The organism is Flavobacterium aquidurense (assembly GCF_002217195.1).
Classification (GTDB): domain Bacteria; phylum Bacteroidota; class Bacteroidia; order Flavobacteriales; family Flavobacteriaceae; genus Flavobacterium; species Flavobacterium frigidimaris.
Genome location: NZ_MUGR01000040.1, coordinates 69,033 through 86,753, shown reverse-complemented (window position 1 = coordinate 86,753; position 17,721 = coordinate 69,033). Strand labels below are relative to the sequence as shown.

The window sequence follows — 17,721 nt, the reverse complement described above, 5'->3', positions numbered from 1 at the left end:
CTTATATAACTTATATGGTTTAAAATAAAAAAAAAAAAAAAACTATGACAAAACAAATATGGCTGAATTTGCCAGTCAAGGATGTGGCAAAAGCAAAAGATTTTTTCTGGAAAATAGGTTTTTCTTTTAATGAGCAGCATGATACACCCAGCTCGACATGTATGGTCGTGGGTGAATCACATTTTGTTGTGATGCTTTTTGAGGAATCGTTATTTGCCAGTTTCTCTCAAAACAAACTGACAGATACGCAGTCAAGTTCAGAAGTTTTAATTTCGATTGATGCAGAAAGTGTTGCAGAAGTTGATGAATTGGCAAAAAAAGTAGAAGAAGCCGGCGGAACTGTTTTTTCACCTCCAACAGAAAGTCAGGGCTGGATGTATGGCTTTGGTTTTGCAGATTTAGACGGTCATCGCTGGAATGTTTTATTTATGGATTTTACTAAATTATCATAATCATGGAAACGTTAGAATTTAAAATCAGAATCAAAGCTCCGGCCGAAAAAGTCTGGTCGGTTTTATGGAACGATGAAACTTATAAAAAATGGACAGGAGTTTTTTGTGAAGGATCATATACCATAACGGATTGGAATCAAGGTGATAAAGTGCATTTCATGTCTCCCAATGGAGAAGGAATGTATAGTATTATTGAAACTAAAATTCTAAATGAATATATGGCTTTTAAACATTTAGGTGAAATAAAAGACTTTAAAGAGTTGCCTATTACCGAAGAAACAAAAAAGTGGAGCGGGGCAATGGAAACCTATCGACTGACTCCGGATGACGAATTTATAGATTTAGTCGCTCAGATTGATACAGTCGAAAAGTATATCGATTATTATAAAGAGGTTTTTCCAAAAGGATTAGAGGTTGTAAAAGAATTATCGGAGGAAAGAGAATAGAGTATAGAAGAAAGAGTATAGAAGAAAGAGTATAGAAGAAAGAGTATAGGGGAAAGAGTATAGGGGAAAGAGGATAGAAGAAAGGGAATAAAAAAAGAGAAGATTGCAACAAACAACAAACAAAAAAACAACAAACAATAAGTAATCATGGCAACATCAGTAAACCCTTATTTAATATTTAACGGAAATTGCGAAGAAGCATTTCTGTTTTACAAATCAGTTTTTGGAGGCGAATTTCCGTATATCGGAAAATTCAAAGACATGCCTGCAGGAGAAGATGGCGGTTGTGCCGAAATATCAGAGAAAGACGCCAATAGAGTAATGCATGTTTCATTGCCAATTGGAAATACTATTTTGATGGGAAGCGATAGCAACGATCAATCTGGAGACGTAGCTTTTGGCGGAAATTTTTCAGTATCAATAAATGTTGAAACTACAGAAGAAGCAGATAGGATCTTCAACGGACTTTCAGCCGGTGGAACGATTTATATGGCAATGAACAAAACCTTTTGGGGAGCTTATTTCGGAATGTTCAAAGATAAATTCGGCGTAAGCTGGATGGTGAACTTTGATGAAAATCAAAAATAATTTTTTTGTCGCCACGAATTAACGAATTTTAATGCTTAATTCGTGAATTCGTGGCGGAAAAAATAACCTAACTTGTTACGTTATTTCGATAGTAAAGTATTATTGTTAAATTACTCAATAAAGCACATTCTTATGTGCTTTTTCTTTTCAAAAAAACAAACAATATACTTTTTTATCAAAATTAGATTGCCGATTTTTGTCGCTTCTTAAAATCAATACATAAAAATGGCAATAGAAGGTAAAGAGATTATTTTATTAAAAGTCTCAGGACATGATAAAATAGGAGTAACAGCAGGTTTAACAGCCGTATTGGCAACATACGACGCCAATATTCTGGATATCGGTCAGGCTGATATTCATGATACACTTTCTCTGGGGATTTTGTTCGAGATCGAAGCAGGTTCAAGTTCAGGACCAGTTTTAAAGGACTTGTTGTTTAAAGCGTATGAATTAGGAGTTAAGGTAAAATTTATTCCAATTTCTGTAGAAGATTACGAAACGTGGGTAAAATCACAATCAAAACAACGTTATATCATCAATATTTTGGGCGAAAAACTGGCAGCTTCACAATTGGCGGCAGTAACCAAAATAATGTCAGATCAAAACCTGAATATCGATTCTATCATTCGATTAACAGGCAGGACTTCTATTGTCGAAAAAGAAGAATATCCGCGTTCTTGCATTCAATTATCCGTTACAGGCGAAATTGTAAACAAGATCATCATGACTGCAAGTTTCATGGAGATTTCAAGAACTTTAAACGTTGATATTTCGTTTCAGGAAGATAATATTTACAGACGAAACCGTCGTTTGGTGTGTTTCGATATGGATTCAACTTTAATTCAAACTGAAGTTATCGACGAACTTGCAGAACTAAATGGAGTAGGAGATCAGGTTCGTGCGATTACAGAATCTGCAATGAATGGTGAAATAGATTTCAACGAAAGTTTCAAACAACGTATGGCTTTGTTGGAAGGTTTAAGCGAAGATGTTTTGCAAAATGTTGCCATCAATTTACCTATTACAAAAGGTGCGCATCGTTTGATGAAAGCCCTGAAATATTACGGCTATAAAACCGCAATTTTGTCCGGAGGATTCACTTATTTTGGAGAATACTTGCAAAAAGAACTGGGTATCGATTATGTTCATGCCAATCAGTTAGAAATAAAAGATGGTAAATTAACCGGTAAATATTTAGGTGAAATCGTAGACGGACAAAAGAAAGCCGAATACCTAAAAGCCATCGCCGAAAAAGAAGGAATCCACATCAATCAAACCATTGCAGTAGGAGACGGAGCCAATGATTTACCAATGCTAAACCTAGCTGGATTAGGAATTGCTTTTCACGCGAAACCAAAAGTAAAAGAAAGTGCATCAACTTCAATTTCAAGTCTTGGACTTGACGGCGTTTTATACTTATTGGGTTATCACGACCGATATATTGATATGATGTAGTAAACGAATGTCAAGTCTTTTGTGCCTCCCGATAGCTATCGCGACGGGCCAAAAGGATTTTTATTTTTATTAAGACAAATAGAATTACATATTATGCTAGTGCGAGTGTCTCGCTCGTACCCGTATAGTTAAGAAAAACAGCCGCAATACTGTACCGAATAAATCTCACGCAAAGTCGCCAAGCCGCCAAGTTTACGCGTAAAACCTTTGCGCTTTTGCGTCTTTGCGCGAAAAAGAATTAACCATTAATTAGATCAAAAGTGCTTAACTTAATGACATTGCGCTCGCGCCAGTAAGGGGCTCGCGTCAGCGACATAATTGGTGAAAATTCGTGAAATTAGTGTTTAAGTATGCACATTTCCTTCAACTGCTCCAGATAATCCCTTTGATTCGAAAGTCTCGGAATTTTATGTTGTCCGCCTAGTTTATCACGTTCTTTCAACCAATCATAAAACAAATTTTCACGAGCCACATTAATCACCAGAGGATTCAGTGTCATATTATTATGGCGTTTGGCTTCGTAATCAGAATTTAAAGTTTGTAAAGTTTCATCCAGCACTTTTTGGAAAAGGCCAACATCAGCCGGTTTTTTCTTGAACTCGATCATCCATTCGTGCGCGCCTTTTTCTTTATCCTGCATAAAAATAGGAGCAACCGTATAATCGATCACCTCGGTTTGGGTAATTTGGCATGCTTTGGCAATGGCCTGATCGGTATTTTCGACCATTAATTCTTCACCAAAAACGTTAATATGATGTTTGGTTCTTCCTGTAACTCTAATTCTGTACGGATTTAAAGAAGTAAAACGAACCGTATCGCCAATCAAATAACGCCATAAACCCGAATTGGTTGTAATAACAATCGCGTAGTTTTTATTGAGTTCAACATCAGCCAGACGAACTACTTTTTGATCAGGAGTTCCAAAAGTATCCATTGATATAAATTCGTAGAAAATGCCATAATCCAGCATTAGTAATAAATCGCTGGAATTATTCAAATCCTGAATGGCAAAGAAGCCTTCGGAAGCATTGTATATTTCGTAATATTTGAAATCTTTACTTGGTAAAATTTTCTTGTATTGTTCTTTATAAGGAGAGAAGCTTACGCCTCCATGAAAATAAACTTCCAGATTAGGCCAGAGTTCTAATAAACTTTGTTTTCCTGTATTTTCTAAAACCTTATTCATTAAAACCAACATCCAGGAAGGAACTCCTGCAAAACTGGTTACGTTTTCATTTTTGGTTTCATTTATAATAGCAGCAATCTTAGCTTCCCATTCACTCATCAATGAAGTTTTGTTGCTTGGCGTGCTGCTAAATTCGGCCCAGATAGGCATGTTCTCAATCAGGATAGCTGAAAGATCTCCAAAGAAAGTATTGTTGTTTTCGTAGATCTGAGAACTTCCGCCCAAGCGAAGACTTTTTCCTAAGAACAATTCAGAATCTTCATTATTGTTCAAATACAAACAAAGTAAATCTTTACTTCCTTTATAGTGGCAATCCTCTAAAGCTTCGTTGCTTACCGGAATAAATTTGCTTTTGGCATTTGTAGTGCCGCTCGATTTGGCAAACCATTTTATGGGAGTTTCCCAAAAAACACCCTGTTCACCCTGACGTGTACGTTCGATCAGAGGCTGCAATTCCTCATAAGTTGCAATAGGCACCCTTTCTGCAAAAGTAGCATACGATGTAATCGATTCAAAATCATATTTTTTTCCAACAATCGTGTTTTCCGAAGCCGTCAATAAATTATGCAAGAGTTCTTCCTGAACCTCGTTGGGATATTTTAGAAAAAGTTCTATTTGGTGTATCCTTTGTTTCAGGACCCAGGAGGCAAACGAATTGATAATTGATAAGGGCATGAGTCAATTTTAGATTTTAGTCCCGATAATTATCGGGAGGTTTTATATTTTAGTTTTTCTCTTGACGCGAAAATCAAAAATATAAAATTTGAATATCGATCGACAAATACTAACTTTGCCGTTGTATCAAAAATAGTGTTTTTTTGTAAAAAACAGTTCTATAAAAGTAAAGATTCCAATTGATAATTGGAATTTTTAATAAATAAAAGTTCACAATCCGGTGCAGATCTAATATCTGAAATCTACAATCTACAATTCTTATGACATATCAAGGCGTACTTACAAAAATGCAAACTGAATTAGGAAACCCAATTCAATATTATTTGGTTTTCGAAGATAGTTTTTTAAATATGAATCAGCTTTTGAATAAAGAGATTGAAATTAATTTTGCAGGTTACGAATGTCTGAATTGTCATAAAAAGAAAAAAATATTCCGCCAGGGATTTTGTTATGATTGTTTTTACTCCAGTCCGGCTGTTGGTGACTGGATCATGAGACCGGAATTGAGTACTGCTCATTTAGGAATTGCAGACCGTGATCTTGAATATGAGCAAAAAGTGCAATTGCAGCCGCATGTTGTATATCTGGCTTTGGCTAGTGAAGTAAAGGTTGGTGTGACGCGTAAAACCCAGGTTCCGACGCGTTGGATCGATCAGGGCGCGACACAGGCAATTGCTATTGTTGAGGTTCCTAACAGATATTTAGCCGGAATTACTGAGGTAGCTCTAAAAGATCATTATACAGATAAAACCAATTGGAGAAAGATGCTCCAGAAGACAAGTGGCAGTTTTGATCTGATTGCGGAGAAAGTAAAAGTAGAAAGCCTGATTCCGGATGAGGCCAAAGAATATTTCTATTCGCAAAAAAATGATTTGTATGAATTGAATTATCCGGTTCTGAATTATCCGGCAAAAGTAGCAAGTTTAAATCTTGATAAGACTCCATCCTTCAATGGAAAATTAACAGGAATCAAAGGCCAGTATTTAATTTTTGAAGACGGTACCGTTTTTAATGTTAGGAGTTCAGAAGGGTATGTTGTCACAATTAACGTCTAGGTTTATGGGGCATTCATCTGTTGTTATTGCCTAACTGTCTAATATTCTTTTGTTTATAAAATAGTTTTTGTATTTTTAAGTCTCCTTTAAGTAGTTGAAGATGTGAATGTTGATACATTTGGTTACAATTTTGTAATAATTGCTTATTGAAAGAATTTAATTTTAGAAAAAAAAAGAGGCTAGTTTTGAACTAGTTGAAACTTTGATTTTTTTTTAATTTAAAATGAAGATTTACTAATCAATAAACGATTTAATAAGATGGGGCTTTTAAAAAAAATAAATGTTTTTAGGCGCAGTTTAATGCGTAATCTCACTAAGAATATTGGAAAAGCAAGTTCACAAGAAGATATCATTTTAGTAGATAAAAATGATATAAAAAGAATTTTGATCTGCAGGCCAAACGGACGATTAGGAAACTTATTATTGATTACGCCTCTCGTTCAGGAAGTCACGGAAATATTTCCAAATTGTAAAGTCGATTTGTTTGTTAAGGGAACATTAGCTCCCATCATTTTTGAGAATTATGATAATATTGATAAAATAATTGACCTCCCCAAAAAGCCCTTCAAAAGTTTATTGAAATATCTGAATGTCTGGATTTCGATAAAACGACAAAAGTATGATGTCGCGATCAACGTAGATCAAAACTCTTCTTCAGGACGTTTAGCAGTCCAGTTTTCTAATGCTAAATACAAATTTTTTGGAGATTCAAGCGAAGAATCCCAACATGTGAAAAATGATTACGATCATATTGCAAAGTACCCTGTTTACAACTTCCGATACTATTTGACCAAACTCCGATTCCCAAAAAGCAATAAAATAATTGCTCCTTTAAATCTCAAATTATCCTCTTCTGAGATTGCGGACGGAAAGAAAATCTTAAATGATTTGATTCATAATGACAAAAAGACCATCTGTATATTTACCTATGCAACAGGAGAAAAATGTTTGTCAGAAGATTGGTGGGAAAGTTTTTATACACAACTCAAAAGAGAATATTCAAATTACAATATTATCGAAATCCTGCCTGTAGAAAACGTTTCGCAAATTGCTTTTAAGGCACCTACATTTTATAGTAAAGACATTCGTGAAATAGGAGCAGTAATTGCCAACACTGATTTATTCATAGGAGCTGATAGTGGAATAATGCATTTAGCAAGTGCGGTACAGACCCCAACAATAGGATTGTTTTCTGTTTCGAACATCAAAAAATACGAACCTTATGACAATTGCAGTATTGGTGTAGATGTTAATTTGTACACCAGAAAAGATTATCTGAAAACAATAAATTCAATTTTAAATAACGGAAAATTAAGTATCTATTCAGATGCTATTTAATTATAAAACACAAACGAAAGAAAAAGGCGCTTACTGAATAGTAGGCGCCTTTCTTTTTATTCTAGTTCTTCTTTTTGAACAAACCATTAATCAGGTCACTGGCTTTTTTTGTAGCTTCCTGTGTTTTCTGTTCTTTTTCTGTTTTTGCAGCTTGTGTGGTGTCTTTTGCTTTCGTATTCTTATTGATCAGATCAGTAAGCGCCGAAGTCCCTTTTTGAGTTAGCTTCTCTTTCTGCTGATTTACCAATTGAGTCGTTAAACTCGTGACAGCAGTTTTCATATCTGTAGAAACCTTCGGGTTAGAAAAATTACCTGTAATCATTGCATTTATAGGAATGTTTTGCAGTTTTGCAGCATCTGCCGGAGACATTTTTGCAATAAAGGCATTCGCTTCACTTCCTAAATATTTTGCAGGAACATCTAATTTTAAATTGTAATTCATCGTTTGGTCAAAACCATGAGTTCCGCCCACTGTAATTTTGATATCCTGATATTTGATGTCAAATGGTTTTACATTTACTTTTCCGTTTTCAAAAGTTAAGGCAGCTTTGATATCGTTCAAATTCACTTTGTTCATATCAATGAACTTGATGTTTGACGTTAAGGCATTCAATACAGTCGAATTTTTAGGATTTACAGTTGTAGAAAGTAACTGTCCTATCAAGTCCCCGGAAATCGATTTCAAATCCGGAGTTAATTCGTCAGCATCAAGATTACCATTTAATTTTATTGTAGAGTTCAGCTTTCCATTGATGATCCCTGCAATTGGCGCAATTTTTTTCATCATGTCCAATTGCGTAAAAGTTTGTGCAATATCCACCTGATTGAATCCTAAATTCATGTCAAAAGTAGGCACTTTCGCTTTTGTAGAAACGGTGCCTGTAAGACCAATTGTTCCTCCAAAAATAGACGTTTTAAAGTTCTCTAAAGTTGCTTTTTCATCCTTTACGATCAATTTCCCGGAAACAGCTGTTAGTTTCAAATTGTCATATAAAACCGTATTTGCTTTTGCATTTATAGTACAATTTAAAAAAGCAGGAATCTTCATTGCTTCAGCCTGTTTTGCAGGTGTCGCTTTTGTTTCTCCTTCTTTTCCGGTTGCAGTTCCTGTTTTGGCTGGTTCTCCGGCTGTCATAAAATCATCTACTGCCAATTGGTTTGAACTCATGTTAAAGTTTCCTCTTAGTTCTTGTTTCTTAAACATAAAACCATAGAAATTTTCTAAAACCCCATTGATACTTAAGTCACTTTTTCCGGTAGTAGCATCAAATTTTTTCAGGTTGATGGTACTTGGGTTAAATTCAACCAAAGCCGTGCTGATATTCATCGACTTGTTGTTTTCATCCGTATATTTAAATCCTGACAAGCTCATCGTTCCCGCATTTTTAATATTTTGATATTGGCTTTTTTCTACAGATGCCATATCAAATTGTGTCGTTACATCGGCTTTTAGAATTCCGGCAAGAGGTTTGTCCAGTTTAATAGGATACGCTTTTGAAAGATTAGCCAGATTAATGGTTCCTTTTAAAGCAGCATTTACAAACGGATTGACGGTTATGTTTTTAATATTTGCTTTGGCGTTAAAAACATCCTGATCAATTCTAAAAGATAGTTTGTCTAAATTAACGTAAGTATCATTTAAGATTCCTGTTTCATTGATGATTTTCGTATCGATTACAATATTCTGAACTGATTTTGGTAAATTAGGATATTGAAAAGAAGCATTGTTCGATGCAATTGCAATATTGAATTTTGGAACTGTTGTCTCTGTTAATTGTCCTTTAGCAAAACCAACAACGGTAAAGTCTCCCGTAGTTTTTACACCGTCTAAGCTTGAAGCATAAGCCGAAGGGATTAAGCCTAAGAAATTGGTAAATGATGAAGTAGGTGTTTTAAATTTTAAGTCATAATTCTGACCGGCATCCGTCATCTGAATAAATCCGTCAAATTCTAAAGGCAATTGGTTGATTAAAGCCTTGTTTTCTTTAAACGTATATTTGCTTTGTTCTAAATCTATTCCTAAAACAGCGTCTAAAGTCAGTTTCACATTTTTCATGTAATTGATTTTATCCATATCCAAAGAAACCTTAGCAGTAGATTTAGTATTCAGATCTAATTTTGAATTGGTAAAGTCTCCGGTTCCTTCATGGTTTAAACTGTCAATAACCATTTTTATTTTAGATCCCTGATCGATATATCTAAAAGTGAAATTCTCGATTTTATAGTTCTGAATTTTTAAAGACAGCGGTTTACTTGCCTCATCTTTTGTTGTCTCTTTTTTGTTTTTTAATGCAATATCAAAATTGCCAACACCATCTTTATTAAAAATAATATTGACCAAACCATTGGCAGAGCTTATTCCCTGAATGTTTAACGGTTCCTCTTTTCCTTTGAAAAGTTCTTTGATGCTCATTTTCAAATTCAATTCGCCTAACGAAACCAGGGTATCGCCTTCAAAAGGAGCTTTGTTGATAATTACCAGTTTATTGATTCCCACTGTTGCATTTGGGAAGTTTTTGAATAAACTTAAATCGGCATCTGCAAAACTCACTTTAGCATCAACACTTTCATTGATAGCATCTGCAATTTTTGCTTTTATTTGATCTTTAAAGAAATACGGAATGGCGAATAGTGCGGCTACAATCACCACAAGAATAATGGCTGTAATTTTTAAAATTTTCTTTAACATATAAATAAATATTTGAGTGTTTAAAATGGCTAATTGAACCGTGTAAAAATAGTTTTTTTTGATGGAGTTCGTTAATAAAGTTTTTATAAAATATAAGAATAAACTTTAATTTGTTAAAAGTAAAAAATCCGTCTGAATATAGATTCAAACGGATTTTTAATGATTTTATGATTTTCATTATTTTTTAATGAAAGAAATAATCTTATTTGTCATGATTTCTGAGAGAGGCAAACTCTCATTGTTATAGCTTTCCATATTCGCCTGATTGTCAACTGTGATTGTTTTCATGACATGATTCATATTGTCGACGATCAAAAGTTCCGCATTTTTATTGGCCTGGGATAAAAGTTCCGCGTCTTTTACCGTTACTTGTAAATCTTTGTTTCCTTGTAAAATCAAAATCGGAACAGTTAGTTTTTTAATTTCTGTCTGAGGATCGTATTTAAACCAGGAAATTAAGTACGGTTGAATGCTTGGTCTAAAGAGAGAATTAAGCATTGGGTCAACTTTTTGCGCATAGTGCCCGCTTTTTAAACTGTCGATAATTGGAAAAGTCATTTCCTCGATTTGTTTATTCGATTTAGAAGCGATTTGTGCTTTGATCAGTTTATCAGCTGATTCTCCCGGACCGGCAATAGAGATGAATTTGTTTGCTTTTGCGCCCGCAATCATTCCTATTAAAGAACCTTCACTATGACCAATAACAATTACTTCAGAAAAACGCTTGTCCTGTTTTAATAGATTAATCCAGCTTTTGGCATCTTCAGTATAATTTTCGAATACTAAAGTTTGTTCATTCGCCGCGGCCGCTTTACTTTCGCCAATACCTCTTTTGTCGTATCGTAATGATGCAATTCCGTTTTTTGCCAGAGCTTCAGCCAGCATTTTCAGTGAATTGTTTTTCATCATCGGATTGTTTCCGTTTCGATCCGTTGGTCCGGAACCTGAAATGATCAATGCTACCGGATATTTTGTTTTTAAATCAGGAGTAGTTAATGTACCAAAAAGCTGATCGATATTAATTTTCAAAATCAAAGGAGATTCCTTAAATGTGATTTCGTTTTTGTTCTGAGCATTTACAAAACCCAAAAATAAAAGAGCAGCAAGAGCAAATATTTTTTTCATTGTTGAAATGGAATTATTTAATATTTAATCCGAAAGGAAGCATCGCCTGAACTCCTTTTTGTTTTTGAAGTCTTTTTACCTGTTCGATAAGCATATAATTCTCTTCGCCAATTTCTTCTCTTATAAAAGCTTCTTTCGATTGTGCAAAAGGCAGACCGGAAAGGATATCGTTGAATGTTTTTTCGTATTCCGGATAATTTTGCGTGCTGTATGTTTTTACTTTAGCAATTCTTGCTGCCTCTGCAATAGCATCATTAAGTCCTCCGATTTTATCAACCAGACCAATTTTCAGAGCTTCAGTTCCTGACCAGACGCGTCCTTGTGCGATTGCATCTACCTGAGCAAAAGTCATTTTTCTGCCTTCTGCTACATGTGTTACAAAAGTGTTGTAAATATGTTCAACTCCTTCAAGTGTAAAAGCTTTAAACTTTTCGTCAACAGGCACAAACGGACTGTAATTCGCAGAGTTTTCGTGTGTTTTTACCTGTTCAGTATTAATTCCTAATTTATTCGCTAACGGACTAAAATTAGGCAAGATTCCAAAAACGCCAATAGAACCTGTAATGGTATTGCTTTCAGCAAAAATTGTATTGGCATTGCACGCAATATAATAACCGCCTGAAGCTGCATAATTACCCATAGAAACTACAACTGGTTTTACTTTTTTGGTAATTTCGATTTCTCTCCAGATCAAGTCAGATGTCAGAGCACTTCCGCCCGGACTGTCGATTCTAAGTACAATTGCTTTTACATCTTCATTTTTGCGGGCTTCCTGCAGAGAGCGGCGCATAGATCCTTCTCCAATTACAGTAACATCTCCTTCGCCGCTTTGTATTTCGCCCTGAGCGTAAATAATTGCAATTTGATCAGTCGCTGAGTTGGTCAAAGCCGTTGTAATATTATTTTGGGTATAATCTGAAATTGAAATCTTGTTGTAATCATCATCTCCGGTAACTTTCAATGCTTTTTTGATCGCATTGTGATACACATCTTCGTAGGCGATAATATCTACTAAATGCTGTGCTTTTGCCATTTCCGGAGTTCGGGCCAATAAGCCGTTGGCGATTTCATTTAATTTATCAAGAGGAATATTTCTGCTTTTGGCAATATCAGTAGATACCGTCGTCCAGAGTGAGTTCAAAAGAGCTGTTACTTGTTCCCTGTTGGCATCACTCATTTTATTTTCTAAAAAGGGTTCAACAGCACTTTTATATTTTCCGTGACGAATCACTTCCATGTGAATGCCTGATTTATCCTGGAAATCTTTAAAGAACATTACTTCAGACGAAAGTCCTTTAAAATCTAAATCACCTGCCGGATTGATATAAACCGTATTGGCAACAGAGTTTAAGTAATATTCTTTTTGAGAATAAGTATTGGCATAGGCCCAGACAAATTTGCCAGATTTTTTGAAACTTTCCAGTGCGTTTCTCAGATCTTTATATTGTGCAAGTCCCAAAGACGATTCATCATTTAGAATCGAAATCCCCTTAATGTTATCATCTGTTTTTGCAGCTTCGATCGCATTGATCACATCCGTTAAACCGATACCTTTTTTATCTGAAAAAACAGTTACCCAGGGATCCTTGTATTTTCCGGCATAATCATTTTGAATTTGTTTTAAATTTAATTCTATAACAGAATCGCTTTTGACTGAAACAGCACTGTCTCCTCCAAAAATAGCTCCAATGAGAATTATTCCAAAAAAGAAGAACATAATAAATACAAAAATACCAACAACTGTGGCAATTACATTTCCTAAAAACTTCATAAGTGTATTTTTTTTAATAAGTAGCGAAGAAGGCTGGTTTGTTACAAATGTACTCTAAAAACAAATTATTTCGAATATACGATTTGATCAAATAGTTGTACTTTTTACATTTTTAACTATCTCAATTAAAGATAGGATATTTTGTATCATATCAGCAATTTTTTAGGAAGTTATAAGAAATAAAAAATCAGAAACAGTTCGAAACTTCTAATTCTTGATTTAAATAATATGGGTAATTCTAAAATAGTTTTAGTTAATTTGCATTTATTATGAAGTCACAGCATCAAGTCGTTTTATCTATAGGGAGTAATCAGGGAAACAGGTTAGCAAACATCGAAAGTTGTATCGATTTGATACATCAGGAAGTAGGAACTGTAATCAGGGTTTCAAAACTATACGAAACTCCCGCCTGGGGTTTTGAAAGCGATGCTTTTTATAACTGTGCTCTCCTTTTACATACTACTTCATCAGCACAAAAAATACTAAATCAGGTTTTAAAAGTCGAAAAACATTTAGGCAGGATCCGTTCGAATCAGGAACGTTATCAGGCCCGAATTATCGATATTGATTTGATTGTTTTTGATGATGAAATTATTGATTCTGAAAAATTGAAAATTCCGCATCCTTTAATGCAAAACAGAAATTTTGTTTTGCTGCCTCTGCAGGATTTAAAATTGGACTGGAAACATCCTGTTTTTCATAAATCTATTTCAGAATTGCTTGCGATTTCGCCAGACGATAGTGTTTACACAGTGGTTCAGGATTTAAAGAATCCTTTAGGTGAAATTGTCTTGGAAAACTTTAATTATATTGCTTTTGAAGGGAATATTGGAGCAGGGAAAACTACTTTGGTGCAAAAGATTGCTGAAGATTTTAATGCAAAAATGGTATTAGAGCGTTTTGCTGACAATCCTTTTTTACCCAAGTTTTATAAAGATCAAAATCGATATGCTTTTCCGTTAGAAATGTCTTTTCTTGCAGATCGTTATCAGCAATTATCAGATGATCTCGCACAATTTGATTTGTTTAAGGATTTTATTGTAGCCGATTACCATATTTTTAAATCCTTGATTTTTGCTAAAATTACACTGGCAGAAGACGAATACCGTTTGTATCGAAACTTATTCGATATTATTTATAAAGAAATGCCAAAGCCTGATTTATACGTTTATTTGTACCAGAATTCAGAGCGTTTGCTTCAGAATATCAAGAAACGCGGACGTAATTATGAGCAAAATATTGAAGCGGAGTATTTGGATAAAATCAATAATGGCTACCTCGAATATATAAAATCCCAAAAAGACCTGAATGTTTTGATAATCGATGTCTCAGATCGTGATTTTGTAAAAAAACATGGAGATTATCTTTTTATTTTAAATGAAGTTCAGAAAAAGCTGGGCTAATGTGTCAATGAGAGAATTAGAAAATTTTCTAATTAACAAAATTATCTCTTCAAAGAAAAATGTCCTCTTAAAACGGGTTTGGTGTCATCAATCTTCAAGGCGTACCAATAATCAGAAGCCGGTAGAGGTGTTTTATTGAGAGTTCCGTCCCAACTCATTTTAGAAGAAGTCAATTGTGCGATTAATTTTCCGTAACGATCAAAAATAGTTACCTGTGCCTGCGGATAATTTTCCATTCCGGTTACTTCCCATAAATCATTATAAGAGTCGTTGTTTGGAGTGAAAAATGCTGGAAATACAAGCACTATAAAGTTTTGTGTTGTTTGCCCGCAACCTGTTTTTTCTCTGATGTAAGCTGTTTGCAATCCTCCCGGAACTTCAAAGAAAGTATTAGAATTCTGAAAATTTGTTCCGTCTACAGAATATTCAAAATAATCAGCTTCATTTTTAAGGTAGATTACTGCTGTGGTTCCGTTTACGTCAATTCGGTCTATTTGTGGAACCTGATGTTCGTTGACTATAATTGTTTTTCGGCTAGTACAGTTTTCGGGAGCAGGACTTGTCACATCTACAGTATAAGTTCCACCTGAAGTAGCATCAGTAGTCTGGCTGGTAGCGCCAGTATTCCAGAGATAAGTCATTCCGGAAATTCCGGTATCAAGTGTGATTTTTTGAAATTGACACAAAGACAAAGTTTCATCTGTTACTACAGGAGGTGTGTATATTATGATGTTTACAGGTGTGCGATCTGTGTTGATACAAGTGCTATAGGAAGCTTGAGCATAATAGGTGGTATTTGTTGAAAGGGCCGGTGTAGTAAAACTATTTCCCATGTGTACACTTGTTCCGCCAGTAGAAGTAGTAAACCAATTTATGACACTAATATCCGAATTTGCTTCAATAATTACACTTCCGGGCCCGCAGTTATAAACAGTTGAAGCAGCAGCAACAGGTTTTGCAGGTGTTGGGTTTACAGTAGCGATAACTGCTTTACGGTTCGATTCGCAACCAGGATCAGCATAAAAAGTAGTTGTAGTATTTATAATAGGAGTTGTGTAGGAGTTTCCTGTTCCTAGTAAATTTCCTCCAATAGCAGCATCGTACCAATTAATTGTTGCTCCGGTCGTTGCAGTGGCATTGAGTGTAAAACTGCCGGAATCGCAAATTGAATTTGGAGTAGTTGCTGTGGCAACCGGAATCGTAATTTTAGTGCTTGCGGCAATTTCGAGAGGTAATTCGCCAGGCATTCCGCCATATTCTACCGCATAACCTTTGGGCTGGTAATTGCCACTTGAGTCTCCTGTGTTTGCCAGATCATTCCACGATCCTCTTATTCCAACTCCCGGTTGGGTAATGTGCGCATAATCTTCGTCTCCCTGATTATTGGGTTCTCCGGTGTTCCAGAAAGCAAAATTTGGGGTTGAGCCATTAGCAGCTCCATTCCAGAAAATTGTTCCGGCTTCCGGTCCTGTAACCCATTTCCAGACACCTTCGGTTTCGGCATCGCTGCCGCCTATCCAGCCCGTTCCGGAGGCTTGTTCTCCAATTAGTTTGGCTTCATCAGCAGATAAGATTGTCGCAAGATATCCTTTAAGTCCGTAATAGGTGCTTGCTTCTGCGGCTGCTTTTGCAGCGGTCCAGCTAATACCGATACTAGGGATAAATAAGTAATAATGTTGTGTAGAAGGTAAATAATTGGCCTGGCCAATTGTGATCGAAAAAGTTCTCGTGCCAGAAGCTGCAACAGATGAATTTGTAAAAACAACATCTTTAATAGCGGCTTCTAAATCAGAATACAAAACATTTGCTCCGGTTGGATTTGACAATTTTAGTTTTCCTGCCGTTGCATCCCAACTGGTTGTAATCGAAGGATGTGCCGCAGGATTTGAAAGTGTCAGTTGGTCTAAACCGCCAGAATAACCCGAAGAAATCTGAATATAACCTGCTATAGTTCCCAATTCCAGCGGATCATGGGTAATTGTGATAGCAGTTACAATATTAATAGTGTTTTGCGGGCAATAAAATTGATCTCCGGTTGCTTTAATGACCGGAGGAGTGATAGCAAAAGTAAGCTTTGGGTTGTTGTTTTTATTTAATTTAATGGTGTCTTTTGAAGCTGTCATTAAATTTTTATCAATGGCACTAATTTTCTCATTTGCACGAGATTGGCTGAAGATAAAAATAAAAAATAAAAGGATTGTTTTTAAAAAATTGATATTTTTCATTTTATAAAAGTATCAATTTTATAATCACAAAAAAATATATTTCAATTTCTAACATTTAAAGCTGAAATCTGCTGTAAAATAACATTTTAGATCAGTAGATTCTTTCTTATATTTTATTGGGCCAGTTTAATTTCTGAAACAAATCCCAAACCACAATTCCTGCGCTTACAGCAATATTTAGAGAGTGTTTGGTTCCTAGCTGAGGAATCTCGATACATCCATCACAAATTGCAACCGCTTCCTGTGAGACACCGTGAACTTCATTGCCAAAAACAAGAGCGTATTTTTGATTTTTCTCTACTTTAAAATCCTGAAGAAATACAGCGCTTTCTACTTGTTCAATAGCCATTGTTATTACATTTTCCTTTTTAAGGTTTTCAATCACTTCCAGTACATTTTCATGATGTTCCCATGCTACAGTTTCAGTCGCGCCAAGTGCCGTTTTATGAATTTCTTTGTTTGGAGGAGTTGCCGTAATACCGCACAGGATTATTTTTTCGACCAAAAAAGCATCAGAAGTTCTGAACACAGAGCCAATATTGTGTAAACTACGGATGTCGTCTAATACTAATATAAGTGGTGTTTTGTCTGATTTTTTAAAATCTTCAATAGATTTTCGATCTAGCTCACTGTTTTCGAGTTTTCTCATTGGTGTTGTATTCAGGTCATAAAAAAAGCTTCCAAAGATAAGGAAGCTTTTTCGATTATTTTATTTGTTTTTCAGATTAGCTTTTAACAGGATCTGGTAAAACTGTACCTTTAATAGTAAGTACTTTTGTTGGTTGTCCTTCAGCATTAGAAGTTACAGTAACCGTTTTTGTAAAAGCACCAACTCTGTCAGTAGCGTATTTTACACCAATAATACCTTTAGCACCCGGAGCGATTGGCTCTTTTGGAGTTGTTGGTACAGTACAACCACAAGATCCTTGTGTATTTGTAATGATTAATGGTTTAGTCCCGTTGTTTACAAAAACAAACTCACGTTTTCCATCAGCATTGTGAGCGATAGTTCCGTAATCGATAGTTTCTGTTTCAAAAGCCATTCCGGCTCCTTCAACCTTAGCAACCTTGGCTGCTTTAGCTGTTGTTTTTTTAGCCTGAGCGTTAGAAGCAGTAATTCCAACTACAGCTAACATAGCGAATAAAATTATTTTTTTCATCTTTTTAGAATCTTTGTTTTAATTATGAACAAATCTATAGAAAAATCTAATATGTTAATATAAAAAAAACTTAAAATATTTTAATTTTTGAAGCCCTTCGATATGCCGCTAAAATATTATAAATTCGCTGTCTTATATTTTTCATTTAAAAAC

The 17,721-nt window shown here is 35.1% G+C and carries 14 protein-coding genes; 7 read left to right on the top strand and 7 right to left on the bottom strand.

What is annotated here, in order from left to right:
• Positions 1–44 precede the first annotated feature (44 nt).
• From B0A67_RS19935 to serB, 4 genes are all read left to right on the top strand, one after another.
• Positions 45–452, top strand: a complete 408-nt coding sequence (locus tag B0A67_RS19935) for a VOC family protein (protein WP_072961268.1) — start codon at positions 45–47, stop codon at positions 450–452.
• A 2-nt stretch (positions 453–454) separates the two neighbouring features.
• Positions 455–898 carry an SRPBCC family protein gene (locus B0A67_RS19930; protein WP_072961266.1) on the top strand — a complete coding sequence of 148 codons (444 nt, stop codon included), beginning with the start codon at positions 455–457 and terminating at the stop codon, positions 896–898.
• 147 nt (positions 899–1,045) lie between these two features.
• Positions 1,046–1,486 carry a VOC family protein gene (locus B0A67_RS19925; protein WP_072961261.1) on the top strand — a complete coding sequence of 147 codons (441 nt, stop codon included), beginning with the start codon at positions 1,046–1,048 and terminating at the stop codon, positions 1,484–1,486.
• A gap of 225 nt (positions 1,487–1,711) precedes the next feature.
• Positions 1,712–2,941, top strand: a complete 1,230-nt coding sequence (gene serB, locus B0A67_RS19920) for a phosphoserine phosphatase SerB (RefSeq protein ID WP_072961259.1) — start codon at positions 1,712–1,714, stop codon at positions 2,939–2,941.
• Between the two features lie 337 nt (positions 2,942–3,278).
• Here the strand turns inward: serB and B0A67_RS19915 are convergent, their stop codons facing one another.
• Positions 3,279–4,802, bottom strand: coding sequence for a GH3 auxin-responsive promoter family protein (locus B0A67_RS19915; protein WP_072961256.1), 1,524 nt, complete (start codon positions 4,800–4,802; stop codon positions 3,279–3,281).
• 260 nt (positions 4,803–5,062) lie between these two features.
• Here B0A67_RS19915 and B0A67_RS19910 point away from each other — a divergent pair, with 260 nt between their 5' ends.
• Both B0A67_RS19910 and B0A67_RS19905 read left to right on the top strand, forming a co-directional pair.
• Positions 5,063–5,857: a DUF2797 domain-containing protein gene (locus B0A67_RS19910; RefSeq protein WP_072961253.1), complete on the top strand. Its 795-nt coding sequence runs from the start codon at positions 5,063–5,065 to the stop codon at positions 5,855–5,857.
• A 258-nt stretch (positions 5,858–6,115) separates the two neighbouring features.
• Positions 6,116–7,195: a glycosyltransferase family 9 protein gene (locus B0A67_RS19905; protein WP_072961250.1), complete on the top strand. Its 1,080-nt coding sequence runs from the start codon at positions 6,116–6,118 to the stop codon at positions 7,193–7,195.
• Between the two features lie 61 nt (positions 7,196–7,256).
• On the opposite strand, the gene B0A67_RS19900 is transcribed toward B0A67_RS19905, so the two are convergent.
• The 3 genes from B0A67_RS19900 to sppA form a co-directional block, all read right to left on the bottom strand.
• Positions 7,257–9,884: an AsmA family protein gene (locus tag B0A67_RS19900; RefSeq protein WP_072961247.1), complete on the bottom strand. Its 2,628-nt coding sequence runs from the start codon at positions 9,882–9,884 to the stop codon at positions 7,257–7,259.
• A gap of 177 nt (positions 9,885–10,061) precedes the next feature.
• The gene (locus tag B0A67_RS19895; protein WP_072961244.1) at positions 10,062–11,009 is read right to left on the bottom strand and encodes an alpha/beta hydrolase; all 948 of its coding nucleotides are present in this window, start codon (positions 11,007–11,009) and stop codon (positions 10,062–10,064) included.
• A gap of 13 nt (positions 11,010–11,022) precedes the next feature.
• Positions 11,023–12,780, bottom strand: coding sequence for a signal peptide peptidase SppA (gene sppA, locus B0A67_RS19890; RefSeq protein WP_072961241.1), 1,758 nt, complete (start codon positions 12,778–12,780; stop codon positions 11,023–11,025).
• Positions 12,781–13,049: 269 nt separating this feature from the next.
• On the opposite strand from sppA, the gene folK reads away from it, so the two are divergent.
• On the top strand, positions 13,050–14,183 hold the full coding sequence (gene folK, locus B0A67_RS19885) for a 2-amino-4-hydroxy-6-hydroxymethyldihydropteridine diphosphokinase (RefSeq protein WP_072961238.1): 1,134 nt from the start codon (positions 13,050–13,052) through the stop codon (positions 14,181–14,183).
• Between the two features lie 41 nt (positions 14,184–14,224).
• Here the strand turns inward: folK and B0A67_RS19880 are convergent, their stop codons facing one another.
• From B0A67_RS19880 to B0A67_RS19870, 3 genes are all read right to left on the bottom strand, one after another.
• Positions 14,225–16,408: an Ig-like domain-containing protein gene (locus B0A67_RS19880; protein WP_072961235.1), complete on the bottom strand. Its 2,184-nt coding sequence runs from the start codon at positions 16,406–16,408 to the stop codon at positions 14,225–14,227.
• 106 nt (positions 16,409–16,514) lie between these two features.
• Positions 16,515–17,057 carry an RNA methyltransferase gene (locus B0A67_RS19875; protein WP_072961231.1) on the bottom strand — a complete coding sequence of 181 codons (543 nt, stop codon included), beginning with the start codon at positions 17,055–17,057 and terminating at the stop codon, positions 16,515–16,517.
• A gap of 76 nt (positions 17,058–17,133) precedes the next feature.
• Complete coding sequence (locus tag B0A67_RS19870) at positions 17,134–17,568, bottom strand: DUF1573 domain-containing protein (protein WP_055095086.1); 435 nt, start codon at positions 17,566–17,568, stop codon at positions 17,134–17,136.
• Between the last annotated feature and the right edge of the window lie 153 nt (positions 17,569–17,721).